A 20,021-nucleotide genomic window follows, 5' to 3' on the forward strand; every position below is an offset into this window, starting at 1 on the left:
AGCGACTGGTTATCAAGGCAATCATTAACACCAGATAAACCTTGTCTGCTAGCTGAGAGAAGACTTGACCACTCCATAGGGCTAAGAAGTTGGAATTTTTTAGAACTGGTATAAATCCTTTATCCGGCGATGAATCCAGTTCCTGATCGCTTAGCTCATCACTGCTCGATGAGGGTTTTGCCACCAAATCAGACTTGGTGAAATCAGACGTGGGGTCTGGGGAGTGTTTTTGGTTTTTTCCAGTCTCCGATGATTGCATTCTGGCTTTTCTTGGATAGGCTTTTTTTTTACCAATAACAACTTTTGTCCATCGTCATACTGTTACTATGAATGGATTATTAAATCGGTAATTGGTAATTATTAACTGGTAATTGGTAATTGATAATTTAAGACCTTACTATTGCTGCTGTTCAACACCACAATTAGATTTTAATTATCCATTAACTATTATTTATTACCCATTATATATCACCTATTACCTATTAACTATTACCTATTAACTATTAACAGACACTCATTATTAGTATTAATTAACAGACGACAACGCATCCACTAAAGCCGCTGAGCGAATTGAGCGACCAAAGTGATACTGAGCGTAGTCTCTTAAAATTCGCTCCAACTTCACCCATAGTGAATCTACAGACTCAGCCGCCTTCCACCCTCCCAATTGGTCTTTTAATAGTGTAGTCAGCTGAGGTAATTCAGCAGCTGCCAGTTGTTGAAGCAGGGTTAACTCCAGAGCATTCAGCTGATGATTTACTCGTGGAGGAGGGGGTAGAATGACATCAGTATCAGGGTTGCCAGTGGTTTGAGTCAAGCTGTTTGCTTTATTCGGAATAGTTCGATTAGGTAAATGCTTCCTATTGGACTCATGACTGACTAAACTAATGGTGCCACCTGCTTCTACGCTAAAACCAACCCGCCAATTCGGATCAGTTAAATCTGGCCTTAAACTGTGTTGTGTGATACAACACAGTTGCACTTGAGGTGCTATACCGGCCAGGGCAAGCAGGTGAAAGACGCCGTGGGACAAATGAGCTAACACTAAAGACAACCCTGAGGGATTAGCCGTAATTTTAGGTAACTGCTCAAGACGCCGTAGATGTTCATTAAGTAGTTCGTAGAGTTCTTCCTGAGGCTGCTCACTCAAAGCATGACAGAGAACTAATTCTGCCAGATACTGGCTAGCTGCCAGTTTACTGAGATCCTGACTCAATCCTGGGTAAGATTCGGTAGTTTCTGCTTGGATAATTTTATCTAGCGATCGCCCTTTTGCCAGCAGTAGTTGATTGACCACAAACAAGCCACTCCTACCACCTAACTTCGATTTCTGCTTCCTTGCCCCTGGTGCCACTACCCGAATCAGACCCAACTCCCTAGTTAAAATTGTCACCAACCTGTCCGCTTCCCCCAGCGGTATACTTTTCAGATTAATTCCAGTGGCTTTGTAGGTTTGACTCATTAGTCATTATTACTTGCTAATTTTTAAGTTTAATTTTTAATTCTTAATTCTTAATTTTTAATTTTTAATTCTTAATTCTTAATTTTTAATTTTTAATTCTTAATTCTTAATTTTTAATTTCCAGGTTATCCCGTTGTCGCAGCAAGTCAGGACCACGGGAGGTGCCTAATCTAGTTGCTCCAGCAATGACTAAATCGAAAGCTTGCTCGATGGTTCGGATACCTCCTGATGCCTTGATTCCAACTTGTCCCTTAGTCACTTTTTTCAACAATCGGACATCATCAACTGTGGCACCACCATTCCAGCCAGTGCTGGTTTTGATAAATTGCGCCCCAGCATCCATACAGATTTCCGCAGCAAGACGTTTTTCCGTATCACTGAGCAGAGTGGTTTCCAGGATGACTTTGACGGTTTTACCCGTTTCTTCACAGATTTGGGCAATTTCTTGGTAAAGTTCCTCTGTTTTGCCCGCTTTCAAGCCACCGAGGTGAATCATTACATCTAGCTCTGTCGCTCCATTTTCCACTGCCTCTTGGGCTTCGTAAAGCTTAGCAGTGGGGGTTGTGGCACCAATAGGAAAACCAATTACAGTACAAACCTTTGGTAATCTACTGTGGAGGAGTTCAGCCGCTTGTTTGACGTAAACTGGCGGGACACACACTGTAGCAAACTTATATTGGTCTGCCTCTTGACACAATTTTTCCACCTGCTCTGGTGTAGCCATGGGAATAAGCAGGGCATGGTCGATTAGGGGAGCAATATCAATGTCTGGATAGTCTATATCCATCGCTAGGCTTTATTTGAGACTCCTATATCATTATTTATCAAAATTTATCAAAAAATTAAGATACTTAAGGAAAAATCAACCGTAAGTATTCAGCGGTCAGCGGTCAGCCGTTGGCCAAGACCACGCTACGCGGCTGATAGCTGATAGCACCATCTGTAACGGATAAGCTGATATCTGAATCCTGAATGCTGATAGCTGAATGCTTACAATCAACCAAAGCACAACTCTAACAGTTAACCGTCAACGGTCAACTGTCCCCAACCTGATTCAACCGTCCCTTCTTGATGCAGCATTGCTGCATGCCTAACAAGGCTGCTGTCACCCCGTCAGATTAAAAACTTATCCGTTGCTTCGATCAAAGCACTGCGAATACCTGGTTCTGCCATGGAATGACCGGCATCAGGTACCACAATCAACTCAGCTTCTGGCCAAGCCCGATGTAATTCCCAAGCTGATACCATCGGACAAACCACATCATAGCGTCCTTGGACAATCACTCCAGGGATAGATTTAATCCGATCTACATTCCTCAGTAACTGGTCTTCTCGTTCAAAAAAGCCTTTATTGACAAAGTAATGACACTCAATTCTGGCAAAGGCATCAGCAAATTCACCCTCACCAAACTTTTGGATTAGGGTTGGGTCTTGGAAGAGTTTACTAGTACTTGCTTCCCAAATTGACCAAGCCCGAGCTGCTGAATTGCGGGTTTGAGGATCCGGACTGGTCAACCGTCGATAGTAAGCAGAAATTAGATCATGGCGTTCTGCTTCTGGAATCGGCTTGATATAGTCTTCCCAAGCATCAGGAAAAATATAGCTTGTTCCCTCCTGATAGAACCAACGAATTTCCTTTTGCCTGAGCATAAAAATGCCGCGCAATATCAGTCCTAGACAGCGTTCAGGATGGGTTTGACTATAGGCTAAAGACAGAGTACTACCCCAACTACCCCCAAAAACTACCCACTGCTCAATACCCAGTTTTACTCGCAGTTTTTCGATATCACTAACTAAATCCCAGGTAGTGTTCTGCTCAAGTTCAGCATGGGGGATACTTTTACCACAACCCCGTTGATCAAACATCACAATTCGCCATTTCTGTGGGTCAAAGTATTGGCGATAAACCGGTTGGCTACCACCTCCTGGTCCTCCGTGTAACACCACTACTGGCTGACCTTGTGGGTTACCCGACTCTTCAAAATAAATGGTGTGTAGGTTAGAAACTGTTAGGGTTTGCTGGTTGTAAGGTTCGATGGGGGGATAGAGTTCTCGCATAGTTGTGCCTTGGGGTTACAGTTACGATTACATAAAGTACATACAAAAGCAATGATCTCCAAACCTCTATGGTGAAAGTAATATGCTATTAATCCGGCTTAGCTGAGTGTTAGCTGTTCACAGTCAACCGTCAACCGTCAACCGTCAACCATCAAATGATCAAAGAGTTTCTCAAGCGGAACAAATCCCTTCATCGCAGGGTTAAGCTCTATAAGCGTAGACAGCGCATTATTCGAGATCAGCCAAGGTGGGATTTGGTCTTGAAAGGGTCTCTAAACCAATGGCAAAATGCCCTAAAGGCTGCCCAAACTGGCACTAAGATTCTGGTAGCTACTAGTGTGGGTGGGGAAATTCATTCCATCACTTTAGAAAGTCTACTAGCAGTAGGGTTAACCCTCAGGGGTGCTCAAGTTCACATTTTGCTCTGTGATGGTATTTTACCAGCTTGTTTTTGGTGTGATGTCAGTTTTTATCCCAAACAGGACTTGTTTGTAAACTATGGTCCTAAACGTGACTTGTGTAACGACTGCTTTCCCCTAGCCGATGGGATCTATAAGCCCCTAGGATTAACTATCCATCGCTACAGTGACTTTCTCACAGATACAGATTACCAACAGGCCAAGGATATAGCTAGCAGTCTCACCATTGCTGAAATTGAAAAGTACACCCTAAATGGGGTAGCTGTGGGGGAACACGCTTTAGCAGGAGCTCTGCGATTTTATGCTCGTGCTTCCCTGGAAGGGGAACCCAATGCTGAGCCGATTCTCAAGCGTTACTTCCAAGCGGCAATCCTGACCACTTGGGCGACCCGTCGGCTGCTGCAAACCGTTAAGGTTGAGTGTGCTGTATTTAACCATGGGATTTATGTTCCTCAGGGGTTGACTGGTGAAGTAGCCCGTCAAGAAGGGGTGCGGGTGGTCAACTGGAATCCTGCTTATCGCAAACAGTGCTTTATCTTTAGTCACCATGAAACCTATCATCACCAGCTGATGTGGGAGCCAGTAAGTAATTGGGAAACTATACCGTGGACTTCCCAGATGGAACAGCAGTTGATGGACTATTTGAAAAGTCGCTGGCAAGGAACTCAGGATTGGATTTGGTTCCATGAAAGTCCTCAATTTGACCTGACCAAAATTACTGATGCGGTAGGAGTAGACTTTTCTCGTCCTTGTATTGGGTTACTGACTAATGTGATGTGGGATGCTCAACTCCATTACCCAGTTAATGCTTTTCCTAATATGCTGGAATGGGTATTGACAACTATTCGGTATTTTGCTAAAAGACCAGAGTTACAGTTGTTAATTCGGATCCACCCAGCAGAAATTCGAGGGACTTTGCGATCGCGTCAACCCTTGTTTGAAGAAATTCGTCAGGTTTTCCCCACTCTCCCTCCAAATGTGTTTGTGATTCCCCCAGAAAGTCCCGTTAGCACCTATGCTGCTATCCTCCAATGTAATGCTGCTCTAATCTACGGCACTAAAATGGGTGTAGAGTTGACTAGCATGGGCATACCTGTAATTGTTGCAGGAGAAGCGTGGATTCGTAATAAAGGCATCACTATGGATGCCAGTTCTGTAGAGGAGTATGTTCAGTATTTAGATCAGTTACCCCTAGGGGATGGCTTACCTGAGGCAATCATAAAACGAGCAAGAAAGTATGCCTATCACTTTTTCTTCCGCCGCATGATTCCTCTAGAGATGACCACCGAAGCTAGTAATCCATCGGAATTTAAACTTCAGGTATCTGATGTCAATGAATTAATTCCTGGTAAAAGTAAAGGATTAGATGTTATCTGTGACGGCATCTTGACCGGAACAGAGTTTATATATACTAATTAGTTAATTACCAAGTACAAATTATAATTCTACTTGGTAATTAACTAATGATTACACTATGATCAAAATTGCTGTTGATGCTACACCAATCCGCCATAGGTTAAGTGGCATTGGGATGTATGCCTTAAATTTAATTCAGGCACTCCATAAGCTACAAGGTCAGGAAGACTTTCAGTTAAGCCTCGCCTATCAACCAAGTGTAAGAAAATGGTTATCTCGTGATTGGTCATTTCTTGAAGTGCTAACTAGGCATTTAGAGATTCAAAATCTAGAGATTAAAACTATACCGTTACCGGTTACCCTCTCTAGTTTACTAGCTACTATACCTAATCCCATCTTACCTTATTGTGAGCAATACTTAGGCAATCCTGATATCGTCCATGGTACTGACCATGTCGTTTATCCCTGTCAAAAAAGCTTGCGGTTGATGACGATTCATGACCTAACCTTTATTAAATATCCTCAGTATGTTAACTCAATTGTTAAAAGCTATACTGCTCGGGTAAAACAATGTTTAAGGTGGACTGATTTAGTAATTACTGTTTCCCAGTCTACTAAACAAGATATCGTCAATTACTTAGGAGTGAATCCTGACAACATCCAAGTTATTCCTCAAGCTAGCCGTTACTCTACTCTAGATTTACCGAATACACTAGATTTACCGAATACCAAGGTGGAGTCTTTGGTGACATCAGTTAATTACGACTTCGCCCAACCCTATATTTTATTTGTGAGTACTCTTGAGCCCAGGAAAAATATTAATACTCTGATTGCAGCATTTAATTATTTAAAACAACGGCATCAAATTGAGCATCAGTTAGTACTGATTGGGCAAAAAGGATGGTCTTATGAATCTATTTTTGCCGATATTGCTAGCTCCCCTTGGAAACACCATATTCATCATCTGGGCTACTTATCGGATCAACTGGTAGCCTGGTTTTACTCAAATGCAGATGTTTTTGTGTATCCTTCCTACTATGAAGGGTTTGGTCTACCTGTCTTAGAAGCGATGACTTTGGGTGCCCCTGTGATTACCTCTAATACTTCATCCCTGCCTGAAGTAGCGGGAGATGCCGCAATTTTAATTGACCCTAATCAGCCTATTGAATTAGCAGATGCTATGGTCAAGGTGATCAGTAATTCTCAATTGCGGGAGGAATTGATTAGAAAGGGTAAGGAAAGAGCAATGCTATTCTCTTGGGAGAGAACGGCAAGGGAAACTCTAGCAGCCTATAAATTTTTGGTAGGAAAGGGAAGAGGCAGAGGAGTACTTTAGGGATCGAGCTTTGTAGATAATTGTAAGAGGATGTTTGAAAAGTGATGAGAGGTCAAATTTTATGCCAAGCGGCGAACCATGATCCGTATCATGGCAAGATTTATGAATGTCTCTGATGTTTCAGGCAACAACTCATAGTCTCTGACCAATCGACGGCATCCCATCAGCCAACCAAAAGTGCGCTCCACTACCCAACGCTTTTTAAGCAGTACGAAGCCAATGGTTATGTTGGGGTCGGAGCACGACTTGTACAATCCAACCCCAGACATCCATGACCCACATGATGAAAGGCTCACAACTATTGCCTCCATCAACCCAAATCAGATACAACCGTGAGACCGCTTTGCCCATCTGTTTGACCTTGTGGAGCACTCGTTTACCCCCAAATCGTTCCGTCGTACTTGCTGCAGTGACCCAAACACGCAGCGATTTTTCCCAAAGTATCCACTGTGATAAACCGCTTACGACCTTTGATTTTCTTGCCTGCATCAAATCCCACAGCTTGAGTGACCATTGCTGCACTCAAGACACTTTGACTATCAACTGCCGCTTCCGATGGACTTGGCTGTCGTTCCTGTTCGATTCTCGTCCACTCTCGCAAACGGTCGTGGATTTGTAACCACGTCCCATCACGCACGCCAGTTGCGGAAATAGGTATACACTGTCTGCCACGGAGGAAAGTCTTTCGGTAAACCTCGCCATCTGACCCCTTCAACTGGACCAATGAAAATTCCGTTGAGCACTTGCCATATATTGACGCGGGCGGTGGCGACCACCAGGTTTGGCTGGAGGATAATGGTCACTAAGGAATTCATACTGGATGCGGTAATGGTCACTAGGCTAAACTTTAGTCATGTGTCTCTCTCGGTGCTTGTATTTTGATAATTTTTACACTCAGAGAGTTTTTTTACTGCCCAACCGACTTTTCAAACATCCTCTGAGACAAGTTTACCAGGAGGCGGCTCTAGACCTTGCGATTGATTATTCAGTGCAGCCTGTTCCAGCGCTGAGTGAGAGTGATTTTCAGTGGGTGCGATCGTTGATGGAATCGTAGGACAGGCTCTCTATATTGCTAATTGCTAGACTCAGTATAAAGCAGTTTTTTGTTGACGCTGTTGACGCTTTGGATAGTCTTTGCCATACCCCTTTACGTTGGATTTTATTTATATTTCTTAATTTCAACCATTGGTAACAATAAAGTATCTTGTATCCTTTTTCGTACTTCAAGACTCACGTAAAAATCGCTGTTCAAGCACTCTAATAAAAACAAATTGGCATTGTAATACTGCTTCAGTACTTTTTCCTGTTGCTTAGTAAACACCCAAGTTTGACCAATAGAATACTGATTCATCACCGCTTTTAATTGGGTAGCCCAAGCACTACCCTGAGTTCTCCACCATTGATTCCATATATCCTTAGTCTCAGTGATATCTGGCATTTGTGCTTTAAGCTGCTGAAGTAATTGTTTTAGTTTAGGTTCAAGGTTAAGATTCAAGGCACGATTTAGGAAAAGAGTAATATCAGTCTCAATGTCAATGTCTGTGGTAAGCAAAACACGGTTGAGAGTGCGGTCAAAGGCACGATTAAGAACATGATTGAGTAGACGGTCAATGTCGAAGTCTTCATTTAATTGAAACTCTTTGCAAAGAAGAAAGCTCAAATCTTGGTCAATGCTAAGTTCATTAGCCAAAAAAAAGGCACGCATAACTACTGGTTTGTATGAACCCTGAATCAAGATAGCTCTACGGTTTACTGATTTGAGGAATTTCTGCAAGTTGTGACTGCGAGCTACAAGCTTATCAACCTGCTGTTTCATCAATTGCAGCAGACTGTCAGCACTTGGCAATATCCCAAGCGCTAACAAAAAGACTTCGCGCCATCGTACCTCAGTTATATGAGTAGCAAGATTTTGCATAGCTTGCTCTAGTACCTCTGGATTAGAAGTAGTGACAATTTTTCTTGCTGTAAAATATTCTTGAAATGTTAGGTGAGAAAAAGAGTAAATACCTCGCGCTCGTTCCACCAGTAACCCATGCTGTGCCTCAATCGATTTTAGCACTGCTTCACTATCTAGCTGTAGTGCCTCTGGATCAGTTTTGGCATCAGGTAAATTACAGATGTAATCGGCAATATACTGCTCAACTTCGGTCTGCCTAAAAAAATAGTTCTTGCGCTCAAATGTAGTAAGGGCAATTTGGCTGAGTAAATCTTCCTTACGTGGAGAGGATAGCTTTTTGTAGACCTGATCTCGCTTAATAAGGCGCTGCCCATCCCATTTTTTCAATAATATTGCTATACCTTCTTTATATAGTTCTGAACGGTTAGAGGGGAATTCAGCTATTTCTTGAAATACTAAACATAACAAAGTCAGTAGCAGAGGATTTGTCGCGAGTTCTGCTATCGGTGGAGCTGATTTGAGCTGTTGCATGAAGATTTGAGATGGATTTGGTTCTCTATCCTGAAACCATTTATGTACGAAGGTTTCAATTTGCTTTTCATCAAAATCAGCAACTTCGACTTCTACGAATTTCTCAAACTTTTCTTCCCTGGCAGCAATTCTACAAGTAATAACGAAGCTATTTGCATAACACCTTTCTGGATACTGATAATGAAATAATTCTACATAATCTTCAGGTGGTGATTTTTTCAGTAAATTTGAAAGTAATTGCATTAACTCAGAAACGCGCTTATCTTGATAATGGTAAAATAATTTCCTTAGATTTTTGCTGAGTTTACAAGTATTTGGAAAAGTATCAAAAATCCATTTAAGATAACTGTCAATAAATATTCGATTAGAATAAAGATTAGATAAGAGCGAATTTTTAAATACAATAGCATCGTATTTTACCTCTTTATTTATGAATTGTTGTAATGATTTATCAAATGAATTTCTCAAGTTTTTGTGTTCTTCATTGGGGTGCTTACCAAGGAAAGATTTGATGTATTTAAGAAGTTTATTTTTTTTGCGGAAATTTTCACTTTCGAGCCATTCTAGATATTCATAACGACGCAAATTCTGGAATTGCTCCAAAAGTGATTTCTTTAATTGAATAAAGTATGTTGTTAAGTTGGTATCTTTAAGTTCATCTATATCTAGGTTTTGGATATGAGTATTTAAGATTTCAAGTGAATAATTATTTTCTTCACTCAAGAAAACTTTTAATAATGACCTAAGTTTATTTAGAGTAGAAGTCCTATCAGCTAAATCATTATTGAAACTATTGAGGCATTTTAAATAAGTATCGCAAAATAACTCTTTGAACTTGTCTAAAAGATTCTTTATCAATTTATCAGAGTCTTCTTTTAAAAAACGAGAATAGGAAAACCGATTTGTAAATTCACTAATTTGTCGGATAACTCTTTCACTATCTTCTTCTTTTACTTCATCTAATCCATCTAGTAAAAATAATAATCTTCCATAAATTAATAGCTGAGAAATTTGTTCATGAGTCACTCCTTGTTCAGCTATAAAGGAAGATATGAATGTCATTATATCTTCCTGACTATAATCTTCTGCAAACTGTTTTAAAGTAATAAAAATAGGCACTCTATTAGCTTGAAAATCACCGTCAATACACTGAATGGCTAAATATTTTAAAAAGGTTGTTTTTCCAGCCCCTGGTTTACCTAAAATCATTAGTTTAGAGTAACGCTTTACAGCTTTGATTCCTGGAACTCGCTTTTCAGTCACTTGTCCTAGCCCATAGCGGTTAAAGTCTTCTGAGTTTGGATCAAATCTTTGCACAAGTTCAGGAAGATCTATCCTCCTACGACCAGTAATTTTCTCCAGAATATTAACGTCAGTGTAAATATCGTTAAGTCCGATAGGTTGGGTCATATCTAACACACGCATCGTGCCACAGCGCTTTTTAATAGTGTCGCGTATTTTCTCGCGTATATCTTGCACCAATACATCAATATCTGTACTTAAGTCCTGCTCCTCAAAACCTTGCTCTTGTAGCTTATTATCTGCTGTTTCAACTAAATCGCTTGGCTCAGCAATATCTTGCCAATTTAACTTTAGGTTGTCACAAATTTTTTTAAAGGAATCATACTCAAGAGGTTGCTTGTTAAAGAACTTTGTAACTGTAGTGCGACCTAAACCTACAGATTTTGCAAAGTTAGCTTTTGAACCATATCCCATTCTTAAGATGGCTTTTTTAGCTTTGCTCACCCCTTGAAGACTGGCTTTGATAGTTAACCTTTCCTTGCTCATATTTTAAAGACACATCTTGATATAAAGTATCAGCAGATGCACCGACTGAAAACTTTGGAACACCCAGCTTAGAGACATCACTGGAAATGCACTAATTCATACATTGCAGACATACTGCCCGTAAAGCGACAAGTCTCATGTCAAAAGCATCGGTTTGAAAGAATGGGCAACCACCCCCCCCTCCAAACACCTTTGGGTGCAAAAGCCCCACCAGTAGGCAGATGTCCAATTGGTGCACGACGTTCAAATATGAGGTCATTGTGATTGACCCATATCTCATTATTTCTTTCCGAGACGTTCAGCCAACCGATGTGAGATACAAAATCTTCCAGATCTACTTGTCCTGTTTTCCAAAGTCGCGTCTGGGCGCTGAATCCAAAACGCCCATTGCTATGTTGCATCCATAGTGTATCTATGGTACGGAGGTCAGTGCAGGAGAACCGCTTCACACTCTCTGGATTAAGCGTTCCCTCCTTTTCACGATTGGCTGCCCATAACAACAGGTGCGTGGTTTCGATATCAGCCTCTTTGAATTTTCCAGAGACTAGCAAATACTGGAGTTTATTGTAATCGGCACCGTAATCTGTCTTTAAAGTGACAGATAAAGGATGACTTGATGGTTCTAAGCCAGTTAAATTTCTAATCTCTGAAGTCATTACACCCACCCCAATGCCAGCAACAGCTACTAGCACTCCAACAATACCAATTATATCTGAACGACTCAGGTTGTTGCTCTGCTTACTCATATTAGGTCTCCTCAATTGACTCTTTCAGTATCAAGCCAAGTTTTGGAAACCTTGATTACACGATGATTTTGCAATGACTGTTTTATGTATAACCTTTGATTGTGTAGATAATTGTAAGAGGATGTTTGAAAAGTGATGAGAGGTCAAATTTTATGCCAAGCGGCGAACCATGATCCATATCATGGCAAGATTTATGAATGTCTCTGATGTTTCAGGCAACAACTCATAGTCTCTGAGCAATCGACGGCATCCCATCAGCCAACCAAAAGTGCGCTCCATGGCACTGGTTCCGCCGAGTGAGAAGCGAAAAGTTTTGCCATTAGTTGTTTACAGAGCATATCGAATCGTGAATAACTCGGACCAAGAGATGCCTACCTGGATGCGGTAATGGTCACTCGGGTAAACTTTACTCATGTGTCTCTCTCGGTGCTTGTATTTTGATAATTTTTACACTCAGAGAGTTTTTTTACTGCCCAACCGACTTTTCAAACATCCTCTTAGATCATTAATTAAAACATTAATCAGAATGCGATTGACCTGCATGTCACGCTATGCGAATGCATTTCTGTTGAACCTGATTACTCCAGAAGCTCCGGGTCAATGCCCATCGCCCTTAACCGCTCTGCTAGCCGCTGTGACCGTTGCCGTTCTTGTTCTAATAACAACCGTGCCTGTTGGGCTTCTTGAGCTTCCCTTTCCGTCGAGGTCGGAATCCAGTTGTCTTGAGCATCATACCAACGCAACCATAACCGCTCAATCCCCTGGAAGAAACCAAGCCATACTCCCAACCCCAACTCTAGAGTTGGCATCCATACCCTCGGTTGATTCAGACTCATTTCCCGATAGTAACCGTCAACCCATTCAAAAGCTCGCAGTTGGTCTGTATAACGGTCAAAAACTACATAGTAAGGCACTCTCAGAATCTGCTCGTAAACCTGCCACTTCGTCGGAGGCTCATTAAGTTCCTGTCGTGTCTGCCCTAAATCCTCTTTTTCCGTACCTGGTGACAGCAGTTCTACCACCACACTAGGGATTACCCCTTCTTGCCAGATCACATAACTTAAGCGTAAATCCCGCTGCTGATATAACTGAGGCACACCCACCACCCCAAACCAGTCGGGACGTTTATACCACAACGGATGACTCACATCATAGTAAAGGTTCATGTCACTAGCCATAAATACCCATTCTGGTGAGTAAGTCGGCGGACAAAATGTGTCGCGCAACAGTTGTGGTTGTAGCTCGTGGAATTGGTCGGGCAAGCCCGGTTCCTCCGGATCTTCACTCTTGAGATCATACATCGTCGGGAGGTACTCTTTTGGTGAACGGGTTGGGTCAGTTTGGTACATAGAATGTGAAGTCTCAAGTGTGAAATGTGAAGGTTGGGTTGTTTATTTGTTCACCTTTGGCCTCCCTGATCCTTCACAAGAATGAAACAGCCCTAGAGGCTTCAGCCGTGGGAGGATGTCAAATACCCATGTTCTAGGAGAAATTCCGGGGACATTTCATCCATCGCTTCAGCAGCTGGTACTCGATTACCCAGCAACTTATCGACATATTTCCCTAAAATGTCACTTTCAATATTCACCCAATTGCCAGTCCGTAAGTGGCTAAGATTGGTATGGGTGTAACTATGGGGAATCACCGCTACTTTGAACCAACTGCCGTTGGGGTCACACTCAGCAATCGTTAGGCTGACCCCATTGACAGCAATGCTACCCTTAGGAACAAGATAACGGGCTATCTTATGCTGCCACACATCCGTCAAAGAAGCTGGTGCTGTAAAGCACATTTCCCAGGAGTTTGGTGTTTGTAAAGATTGCGTTAAGCAGCCAATACCGTCAATGTGACCCGTGACAAAATGACCCCCTAGCTTGCTACCCACACGCAAAGACGTTTCCAAATTAACGTAGGAGGTTGTCTGTAGCCGTTGTCCGAGGGTGGTGCGCCCCTGAGTTTCATCAGAAGCAGTGGTCGAGAAGCCTGTGGGCAAAACTTTCTCTACCGTTAGGCAAATTCCGTCCACTGCTACACTATCACCAGGTTCTAAATCCTGTAAGATAACATCCATAGCATCAGAGGTACCGGAGACAATAAAGCGATCGCTTCCGATTGGTCCAATTGTGCCGAGGGCTTGAATTAATCCTGTAAACACTGTTGTTTATACTGTTCTTCTGTAAGCGGATGAACTGGTGCAACTAGAATGTTAGTAGGAAAAGAGCTGGCATAGGTTTGTGTTTTTTTAGTGAAGTGGCCAAACAAATTTCCTGAGACTAAGGCATACTTGGAGAATACAATCTTGTTGATCTCACCGAATTGGATTCTCAAGGGCTGATCTTACCGTTGACCGGTAACATGACAAGAACAGATCTGGCAAGCGCAAGTTTCGGTGCCCGTCTGTACAGTACTAGTTTACCGCTTCGCTTTGATGCCCCTGATGCTGACCGTATTCTAGAGGCTAAGCTGATGATTGAAATGAGAGTTGCTGGCATTGCAGTAGATACTGTAACACGTAGCCCCATCGTGTTACTGAAAGATGTCTTAGATCGGCGTGCTCTGCCAATCTATATTGGGCAAGATCAAGCAAAGGCAATTATCAGTGCTTTGGAAAGACAAACACCACCGCGTCCCCTGACCCATGACCTCATGGTCAATTTTCTAGAGGAGTGGAACATAACACTCGATCGTGTTATAATACACTCCCTCCAGGATAACACGTTCTATGCCAGCCTCTGTGTTAGTCAGGGTGAGACAAAGAAAGAAATTGATGCTCGACCAAGTGATGCCATCTCTATCGCCCTGCGTACTGGCAGTCCGATTTGGGTGATGGAAGAAGTTATTGCCGATGCTTCGATACCTGTAGACCAAGATAAGGACGAAGAGGAGCGTCGAGCTTTTCGGGAATTTGTCTCTAATATCCGCCCAGAAGATTTTCTCCACCGTGGAGGATATAGCCGTGGTACCTAAAGCCAAAATAATGGGATTAAACGGGATTTAACAGCAACAATATTTCAATTTCTCTGAAAAAAATTATTGAGATGTTTCTGAAAGCCTTACCATTTAGCTGTTGGTGAGATTTTTTCTGATACTCTAATCCCGATGCTCTACCGCAAGTGAGCGTTGGCATAAATTGATATATCCCAAGCTATACCCCAAGCTATACCCGAAGCTATAACCGAATACAATCGATGGCCATCAACTGAGTTTTTTGCGCAACTGTTTTTTGGGCAACGTTTTAACCAAAGATTTGATTATTTCAGCAGTTGGGGAACATGCGTTATCGGCGGTTTGGTAAAACTAATCTCCAGCTTTCAGTATTTTCTTGCGGCACCATGCGTTGCTTAGCATCTGAGTCAAATGCTCAGAAGACAGTGCAACAGGCAATCGATCAAGGAATTAACCACTTGGAAACTGCCAGGGGTTACGGCAAGAGTGAAGAATACCTTGGTAATATCCTGAAAGCTGGATTGTCAGTACCACGAGACCAGCTATACATCACCACCAAGATTCCACCAACCCCTGATGCTGATTTGATGAGTCAGTGGATTAATGATTCCTTAGAACGTCTACAGCTCGACTATATCGATTGTTTAGCAATTCATGGCATTAACACTGAGGAGCATCTGTCCTGGGTAAAGTCCGACAGCGGCTGTATGGCAGCTGTCCAAAAAGCCGTAGCCCAGGGACGTATAAACCATGTTGGTTTCTCAACCCACGGTTCAATAGAAGTGATTCTAGGGGCAATTCAGACAGATTTTTTTGAATTCATCAACCTGCATTACTATTACTTCTTTCAACGCAATGCTGCGGCGATTGAATTGGCTAATCAGAAGGATATGGGGATATTCATCATATCTCCTGCTGATAAAGGAGGCAAACTCTACACCCCACCACCAAAGTTAGAGAAACTGTGCCATCCCTTCTCGCCACTGGAACTGAACTATCGGTTTTTATTAAGCGATCGCCGCATTACCACCCTTAGTATTGGACCGGCTAACCCAGATGAGCTGACCCTGCCTTTGAGTGTGGCTAACCGAGATGAGTCTTTGAGCCCAATGGAAGTGGCAGCATTCTCTCGTTTGGAAACCCAATTGAACAATGCTCTAGGAACTGACCGCTGTAGTCAATGCTATGCTTGTCTACCTTGCCCAGAAACCATTAACATTCCAGAAGTCTTGCGGCTGCGCAATCTTGCTTTGGCTTACGACATGACCGAGTTTGGTCAATATCGCTATCAAATGTTTGAAAATGCTGGTCATTGGTTTAGGGGGATGAAGGGAAACCGTTGTAGCCAGTGTGGTGAGTGTCTTCCCCGTTGCCCGGAACAACTGGATATTCCTTCCTTACTCTCTGATACCCACCAGCGTCTTAATGGTTCTCCTAGGCGTCGTCTGTGGGGATAAGGTTAGTTGGTTGTTCGCCCAAGGCAATTCGGTGTAGGGTAGGTTGAAGGTTGTTCGCGTAGCGTGGCCATTCGCGTAGCGTGGCCAATAGGCCAAGGCCAAGGTTGAAGGTTGAAGGTTGTTCGCGTAGCGTGGCCATTCGCGTAGCGTGGCCAATAGGCCAAGGCCAAGGTTAGTTGGTTGTTCGCCTTTGGCGTTCGGTGAAGGGTAGGTTATTTGGTTGTTCGCGTAGCGTGGCCATTCGCGTAGCGTGGCCAATAGGCCAAGGCCAAGGTTAATGGGTATCACTATTGATTTGACTGATGCTTTAGTGCATTCCTATGGATAAAAGAAACAACGTTACTAAAATAAATCCGTTTTACCTTGTGCCTTGTGTGTTGTGCCTTGTGTTTCTAGAGAGCTGTTTTCTGGTTGGTTGGAAGCCTAAACCAGTTTTAGCTCAAAAGACTGTAGGAGTGCAGCCGGACACAGAAGCTGTGAATTTAAATGTCCTGCAGCCAGAGAATCTTCCTACTGATGGCTCTGTGATTACTGCTGATACTATCTCTCAAACTAAGCTCACTACTCCGAGTTTCTGGTGGGCTGATGAACAGTTTGGCGGTAAGCTACTGGATAATTGGTTAGCTTATCCGAGTAAACGCCGGGTAGATTTGGTAGTGAATCGCCAACTCTGGAGTCTGCTTAACTATCTCGGTAGGTATGCTTTTATTAACAAAATGGGAAACGTTGCCAGAGAGTATGACTACAATACCAGAGTATTTAACCAGCGAGGAAAGCCTTTAGGAGCTTATACCTGTGATGGTAATTCCATGTGCCAGGTGGAGGTATGTATTCCTGGTCAAGTACCTTTAGCTGGCAAAGTCTCCGCCTTTTGCCAGTTATCACAAAACTAGAATAGGTAATTGTCAAGTACTTCGCATTTCTTTCCACAAGGATTCATACTGCTTTTCTGTAGACTCTGGTAAGGGATGGAGAAATTCACACTTGTCCAGAATTGCTGCTTCTGGCAGCAGTAGAGGATTAGATTGGATATCTTGTGGCAGCGTATTTCTTGGCATCTTAACCAGAATCGGGGAAGCAGCATTAGTCAGTAGAGAAATTTGGTTGGCTGATTTGCTATCCCAGCAAAATTCAATCCACTTGTTGCTTAAATCCGACCCAGAGTTACTTTCTGAGGACTCAGAAGCAGAGCTTACTGATACGGGTTTTACCCATACATCTGACCACAGGGCTGTTCCTGACTGAGGTACCACTGCCTCAATTTGGCGATCGCGTGTTCTTAGTGCCAGGATATCGGTAGACCAACCCACTGCAACCCAGGTATCCCCCAAAACTAGAGGTTTTAGGTAGTGATCCGAACTGTAGAATTTAACCTGTTTAGCCAGTTGTCGAAGTGCTGGTTTCAAGTCTTTGACTTGATTTAAATTCTGTTGATTATAGGATAAGCCTAGGTGTTTCAAGGTTAAACCAATCACTTCTCGGTGGTGGTCTAATACAGAAATGCGATCGCGTAAAGACTCACGCCACAAGTCACTCCAATCGGTAGGAGTCCAGCCTAAGGCTTTGAACTTGTCACGGCGATAGGCAATGACGGTAGCACCCCAGCGATAAGGAGCACCCCAAACTTTTCCTGAATTGTCTAGCTGACCAGTTTGGTCACGTTTGACGAGTTTCTGAGACTCTAGCGGCAGTTGTTTCCATCCTGACAACGTTTCTATGTTCAAAGGTTGGATCAATTCCTGCTCAATGGCTAACTTTAGCCAATAATCTCCTAAGGTAACTAAATCAGTACTTATCGGTTTCCTAAACCTAATCGGGAGCAAATCTAGGAGGGAGCGACCTTGGTTATTGTTGGGTTTGTCTTGCTCTTTCAAGGTTGTCAGGAGTTGGAATAAAGCAGATAGTTGTTTCTCCGGGTCAAAATTTAGGGTAGGCCGTGATTTTAACGTCTTACGAAATTCACCCAACAGCTGAACTGGGATTGAATTTTGCAACAGCCTTACCTTTAAAGAGGCTTGTTGTCCAGTACAACCAGATGCTAACTGACTAAGGGCTATGGTACTAGCACCTAGTATCAAGGAGCGTCGCTTCATAAGTATTTCTGAATTTCCTCTGGTTACCAACTATTTGACCTTAATTTACATTGGCTCAATAGCAACTACCATAGCTATTACCAATTAACTGACTTTTGTGACCTGTTAGGCCAACAACCATCTGCTAGATATGATAAATCTAATCAATTAACAACTACTCATAGTCTGGTTAACAAAACTAATCCAAGTCAAGGGCTAAGGCATCTGAATCTAATTTTACATCAATGTAACCTTACTTGATATCAATAATAGTTATACTGTTATTAATTTAAGTTTATTAAGAGTAAGCACGATCAAAAGAACGAAAACACCAGCTTGGTCTCCCTTTTCCTGCCTCTCCTCCCCCTGAACACACAGTCCTGTTTCAGAGCTAACTGTGACATACTCCCGACGTTGCCCTAACGGGACAACGCGGGCTTCTTGCCAACACCAGGTATCCCTTCGGTTGCTCGGCAAGCTTTACTACTGACGGAATGCCCTACCGCCAAATTTAATACATTGATCGCCGCATTCACATCCCTATCTGCTGTGTATCCACAATGAGGACAAGAATGAATGCGGTCTTTCAGTTTCTTTGGTACCTTTTTCCCACAATTGGAACAGTTTTGGCTAGTATTTCGAGGATTCACTGCAACTGTAAGTAACCCAGCATTTATGGCCGTAGGCCACGCTACGCGAACGGCTTTGGTTGACAGTATAGACAGGAATTGACCCCAGCCAGCGTCTAGTACAGACTTGGCGATTTTAGTCTTAGCCAAACCCTTAATATTTAACTTCTCATGAACAACTAGGTCGTGATTGTCTAGTAAGTTTTTCGCTGTTTTGAAGTGAAAATATTTTCTAGTATCGGCCACTTTTTTATGAGCTTTCCCTAGTTTAATAACAGCCTTTTTTCTGTTGTTGCTACCTTTTTTGGATCTGCTAACGGCTTTTTGAATCTTCTTTAGTAGTTTTTGAGCTTTCCGATAGTATTGAGGAATTGGCACCTCAGAGCCATCCGACTTAACCAGAAAGGACTTAAGACCCATATCTATCCCAACAGGACTAGAGGCGCTATCTACTGGGATAATATTTGGAACAGAATCATCCTGAATAGATAGTGTGACGTAGTACCCGTCAGCTTTTCGGGTTATGGTAGCCGTTTTGACTTTAAACCCTTCGGGGATAGGCCGATGGTAAATCATTTTGACCTTCCCAAATTTAGGAAGAGTCAAAATACTCCCAGTTATCGGGTTCTTAGAAAGAGCGGGGAAAGTCAACGATTTGTATCTATTTTTACTTTTAAATCTTGGCCTGCCACTTTTCTTTCCGTTACTGTCTCCTTTCAGGAAACGTTTAAAGGCTAGGTCTACCAGTTTAACGCAATCTTGCAAAACTTGAGACTGAACTGCCCCGTACCAATGTCTATCCTTTTTTAGTTGAGGTAAAGTCTTTTTCTGAGAAAAGTAATCAGGATTATTTCTTAGTTCTGGCAAGTGACACACCAAAGGACAGGAGTTTATAGAACAACGATTTTGCTCATACCAGCTAAACCTATCAGCCAATAAGTAGTTATATTGATGACGGAGCATATCCAACCATCTTTCTACTTCCGCTTCTTGTGGCTTTGTTAATCTTAACCGGTACTGATCAGCTGACCTCATTGTTGCTATCTCCTATTTTTCGACCTACTATAAAGGTAACAAATGTTGTAACAGGTGTCAATTCAAAAATCAAATATCAACGATTTGTAATCAGAATGACTAATTTTGAAAAACAGCAGTTAAAACAGGAAGCCGACCGAAGGGGGATGACTTCATCTGAGTTGCTAAGAAGTTTAATAGCTCGTTTCCCTGAGCCAAAAAATACCTAGTCGGCAATTCCGTTTCACTTCATTGCCCCGCTATCATCCCGACGCTCACCTTATCAGGTAGAGCGCGGGGCTTCTCGCGG

General features: G+C 42.6%; 17 protein-coding genes and 3 pseudogenes. 6 read left to right on the plus strand and 14 right to left on the minus strand.

From position 1 onward, the window contains the following. From F6K49_RS16015 to pip, 4 genes and pseudogenes are all read right to left on the minus strand, one after another. Positions 1–259 (minus strand): annotated as a pseudogene (locus F6K49_RS16015) (arabinose efflux permease); the annotation flags it as partial. A gap of 267 nt (positions 260–526) precedes the next feature. After that, entirely contained in the window at positions 527–1,462 is a 936-nt protein-coding gene (gene recO, locus F6K49_RS16020; RefSeq protein WP_293098208.1) for a DNA repair protein RecO, read from the minus strand. A gap of 106 nt (positions 1,463–1,568) precedes the next feature. Next, entirely contained in the window at positions 1,569–2,249 is a 681-nt protein-coding gene (deoC, locus tag F6K49_RS16025; RefSeq protein ID WP_293098211.1) for a deoxyribose-phosphate aldolase, read from the minus strand. A 326-nt stretch (positions 2,250–2,575) separates the two neighbouring features. Further along, on the minus strand, positions 2,576–3,520 hold the full coding sequence (gene pip / locus F6K49_RS16030) for a prolyl aminopeptidase (RefSeq protein ID WP_293098214.1): 945 nt from the start codon (positions 3,518–3,520) through the stop codon (positions 2,576–2,578). A gap of 155 nt (positions 3,521–3,675) precedes the next feature. Between pip and F6K49_RS16035 the strand changes: the two genes are divergently transcribed. Both F6K49_RS16035 and F6K49_RS16040 read left to right on the plus strand, forming a co-directional pair. Then, the gene (locus F6K49_RS16035; protein WP_293098217.1) at positions 3,676–5,358 is read left to right on the plus strand and encodes a capsule biosynthesis protein; all 1,683 of its coding nucleotides are present in this window, start codon (positions 3,676–3,678) and stop codon (positions 5,356–5,358) included. 55 nt (positions 5,359–5,413) lie between these two features. Next, positions 5,414–6,631 carry a glycosyltransferase family 1 protein gene (locus tag F6K49_RS16040; RefSeq protein ID WP_293098220.1) on the plus strand — a complete coding sequence of 406 codons (1,218 nt, stop codon included), beginning with the start codon at positions 5,414–5,416 and terminating at the stop codon, positions 6,629–6,631. 59 nt (positions 6,632–6,690) lie between these two features. Here the strand turns inward: F6K49_RS16040 and F6K49_RS16045 are convergent. Beyond that, positions 6,691–7,453: pseudogene (locus F6K49_RS16045) on the minus strand (IS5 family transposase). A 31-nt stretch (positions 7,454–7,484) separates the two neighbouring features. Between F6K49_RS16045 and F6K49_RS16050 the strand changes: the two are divergent. After that, on the plus strand, positions 7,485–7,685 hold the full coding sequence (locus F6K49_RS16050; RefSeq protein ID WP_293031508.1) for a DUF4058 family protein: 201 nt from the start codon (positions 7,485–7,487) through the stop codon (positions 7,683–7,685). A gap of 105 nt (positions 7,686–7,790) precedes the next feature. Here F6K49_RS16050 and F6K49_RS16055 read toward each other — a convergent pair whose 3' ends face one another. The 6 genes and pseudogenes from F6K49_RS16055 to F6K49_RS16080 form a co-directional block, all read right to left on the minus strand. Then, entirely contained in the window at positions 7,791–10,847 is a 3,057-nt protein-coding gene (locus tag F6K49_RS16055) for an NACHT domain-containing protein (RefSeq protein ID WP_293098223.1), read from the minus strand. Positions 10,848–10,987: 140 nt separating this feature from the next. Further along, the gene (locus tag F6K49_RS16060) at positions 10,988–11,593 is read right to left on the minus strand and encodes a GUN4 domain-containing protein (RefSeq protein WP_293031213.1); all 606 of its coding nucleotides are present in this window, start codon (positions 11,591–11,593) and stop codon (positions 10,988–10,990) included. Between the two features lie 150 nt (positions 11,594–11,743). After that, positions 11,744–11,872: pseudogene (locus tag F6K49_RS16065) on the minus strand (transposase); the annotation flags it as partial. A gap of 299 nt (positions 11,873–12,171) precedes the next feature. Beyond that, positions 12,172–12,942 (minus strand): Uma2 family endonuclease, encoded by a 771-nt coding sequence (locus tag F6K49_RS16070; protein WP_293098226.1) that lies wholly within the window; start codon positions 12,940–12,942, stop codon positions 12,172–12,174. Between the two features lie 101 nt (positions 12,943–13,043). Beyond that, the gene (locus F6K49_RS16075) at positions 13,044–13,748 is read right to left on the minus strand and encodes a riboflavin synthase (protein ID WP_293025188.1); all 705 of its coding nucleotides are present in this window, start codon (positions 13,746–13,748) and stop codon (positions 13,044–13,046) included. Continuing rightward, a complete protein-coding gene (locus F6K49_RS16080) occupies positions 13,733–13,921 on the minus strand; it encodes a hypothetical protein (protein ID WP_293047503.1) in 189 nt (62 codons plus the stop codon). The genes F6K49_RS16075 and F6K49_RS16080 overlap by 16 nt, the downstream gene beginning before the upstream one ends. Positions 13,922–14,059: 138 nt before the next feature. Here F6K49_RS16080 and F6K49_RS16085 point away from each other — a divergent pair, with 138 nt between their 5' ends. Both F6K49_RS16085 and F6K49_RS16090 read left to right on the plus strand, forming a co-directional pair. After that, positions 14,060–14,560: a bifunctional nuclease family protein gene (locus F6K49_RS16085; RefSeq protein WP_071108071.1), complete on the plus strand. Its 501-nt coding sequence runs from the start codon at positions 14,060–14,062 to the stop codon at positions 14,558–14,560. Between the two features lie 305 nt (positions 14,561–14,865). Continuing rightward, on the plus strand, positions 14,866–15,996 hold the full coding sequence (locus F6K49_RS16090; protein WP_293098229.1) for an aldo/keto reductase: 1,131 nt from the start codon (positions 14,866–14,868) through the stop codon (positions 15,994–15,996). Here the strand turns inward: F6K49_RS16090 and F6K49_RS16095 are convergent. Further along, complete coding sequence (locus tag F6K49_RS16095; protein WP_293098232.1) at positions 15,937–16,284, minus strand: hypothetical protein; 348 nt, start codon at positions 16,282–16,284, stop codon at positions 15,937–15,939. The two genes, F6K49_RS16090 and F6K49_RS16095, sit on opposite strands and share 60 nt — an antisense overlap. A gap of 32 nt (positions 16,285–16,316) precedes the next feature. Between F6K49_RS16095 and F6K49_RS16100 the strand changes: the two genes are divergently transcribed. Continuing rightward, entirely contained in the window at positions 16,317–16,889 is a 573-nt protein-coding gene (locus tag F6K49_RS16100) for a hypothetical protein (protein WP_293047932.1), read from the plus strand. A 12-nt stretch (positions 16,890–16,901) separates the two neighbouring features. Here the strand turns inward: F6K49_RS16100 and F6K49_RS16105 are convergent, their stop codons facing one another. Then, on the minus strand, positions 16,902–18,089 hold the full coding sequence (locus tag F6K49_RS16105; RefSeq protein WP_293098235.1) for an extracellular solute-binding protein: 1,188 nt from the start codon (positions 18,087–18,089) through the stop codon (positions 16,902–16,904). 398 nt (positions 18,090–18,487) lie between these two features. Next, a complete protein-coding gene (locus F6K49_RS16110; RefSeq protein WP_293098238.1) occupies positions 18,488–19,732 on the minus strand; it encodes a transposase in 1,245 nt (414 codons plus the stop codon). Between the last annotated feature and the right edge of the window lie 289 nt (positions 19,733–20,021).

The sequence above is a fragment of the Moorena sp. SIO3I6 genome (assembly GCF_010672095.1).

Excerpts from the sequence above, each read along its gene's own strand:
- F6K49_RS16070 (WP_293098226.1), bottom strand. The coding sequence starts at position 12,942 with ATGTACCAAACTGACCCAACCCGTTCACCAAAAGAGTACCTCCCGACG.
- F6K49_RS16055 (WP_293098223.1), bottom strand. The coding sequence starts at position 10,847 with ATGAGCAAGGAAAGGTTAACTATCAAAGCCAGTCTTCAAGGGGTGAGC.
- F6K49_RS16040 (WP_293098220.1), top strand. The coding sequence starts at position 5,414 with ATGATCAAAATTGCTGTTGATGCTACACCAATCCGCCATAGGTTAAGT.
- F6K49_RS16060 (WP_293031213.1), bottom strand. The coding sequence starts at position 11,593 with ATGAGTAAGCAGAGCAACAACCTGAGTCGTTCAGATATAATTGGTATT.
- F6K49_RS16110 (WP_293098238.1), bottom strand. The coding sequence starts at position 19,732 with ATGAGGTCAGCTGATCAGTACCGGTTAAGATTAACAAAGCCACAAGAA.
- F6K49_RS16100 (WP_293047932.1), top strand. The coding sequence starts at position 16,317 with ATGGATAAAAGAAACAACGTTACTAAAATAAATCCGTTTTACCTTGTG.
- recO (WP_293098208.1), bottom strand. The coding sequence starts at position 1,462 with ATGAGTCAAACCTACAAAGCCACTGGAATTAATCTGAAAAGTATACCG.
- deoC (WP_293098211.1), bottom strand. The coding sequence starts at position 2,249 with ATGGATATAGACTATCCAGACATTGATATTGCTCCCCTAATCGACCAT.
- F6K49_RS16035 (WP_293098217.1), top strand. The coding sequence starts at position 3,676 with ATGATCAAAGAGTTTCTCAAGCGGAACAAATCCCTTCATCGCAGGGTT.
- F6K49_RS16085 (WP_071108071.1), top strand. The coding sequence starts at position 14,060 with ATGATTGAAATGAGAGTTGCTGGCATTGCAGTAGATACTGTAACACGT.
- pip (WP_293098214.1), bottom strand. The coding sequence starts at position 3,520 with ATGCGAGAACTCTATCCCCCCATCGAACCTTACAACCAGCAAACCCTA.
- F6K49_RS16090 (WP_293098229.1), top strand. The coding sequence starts at position 14,866 with ATGCGTTATCGGCGGTTTGGTAAAACTAATCTCCAGCTTTCAGTATTT.
- F6K49_RS16105 (WP_293098235.1), bottom strand. The coding sequence starts at position 18,089 with ATGAAGCGACGCTCCTTGATACTAGGTGCTAGTACCATAGCCCTTAGT.
- F6K49_RS16050 (WP_293031508.1), top strand. The coding sequence starts at position 7,485 with ATGTGTCTCTCTCGGTGCTTGTATTTTGATAATTTTTACACTCAGAGA.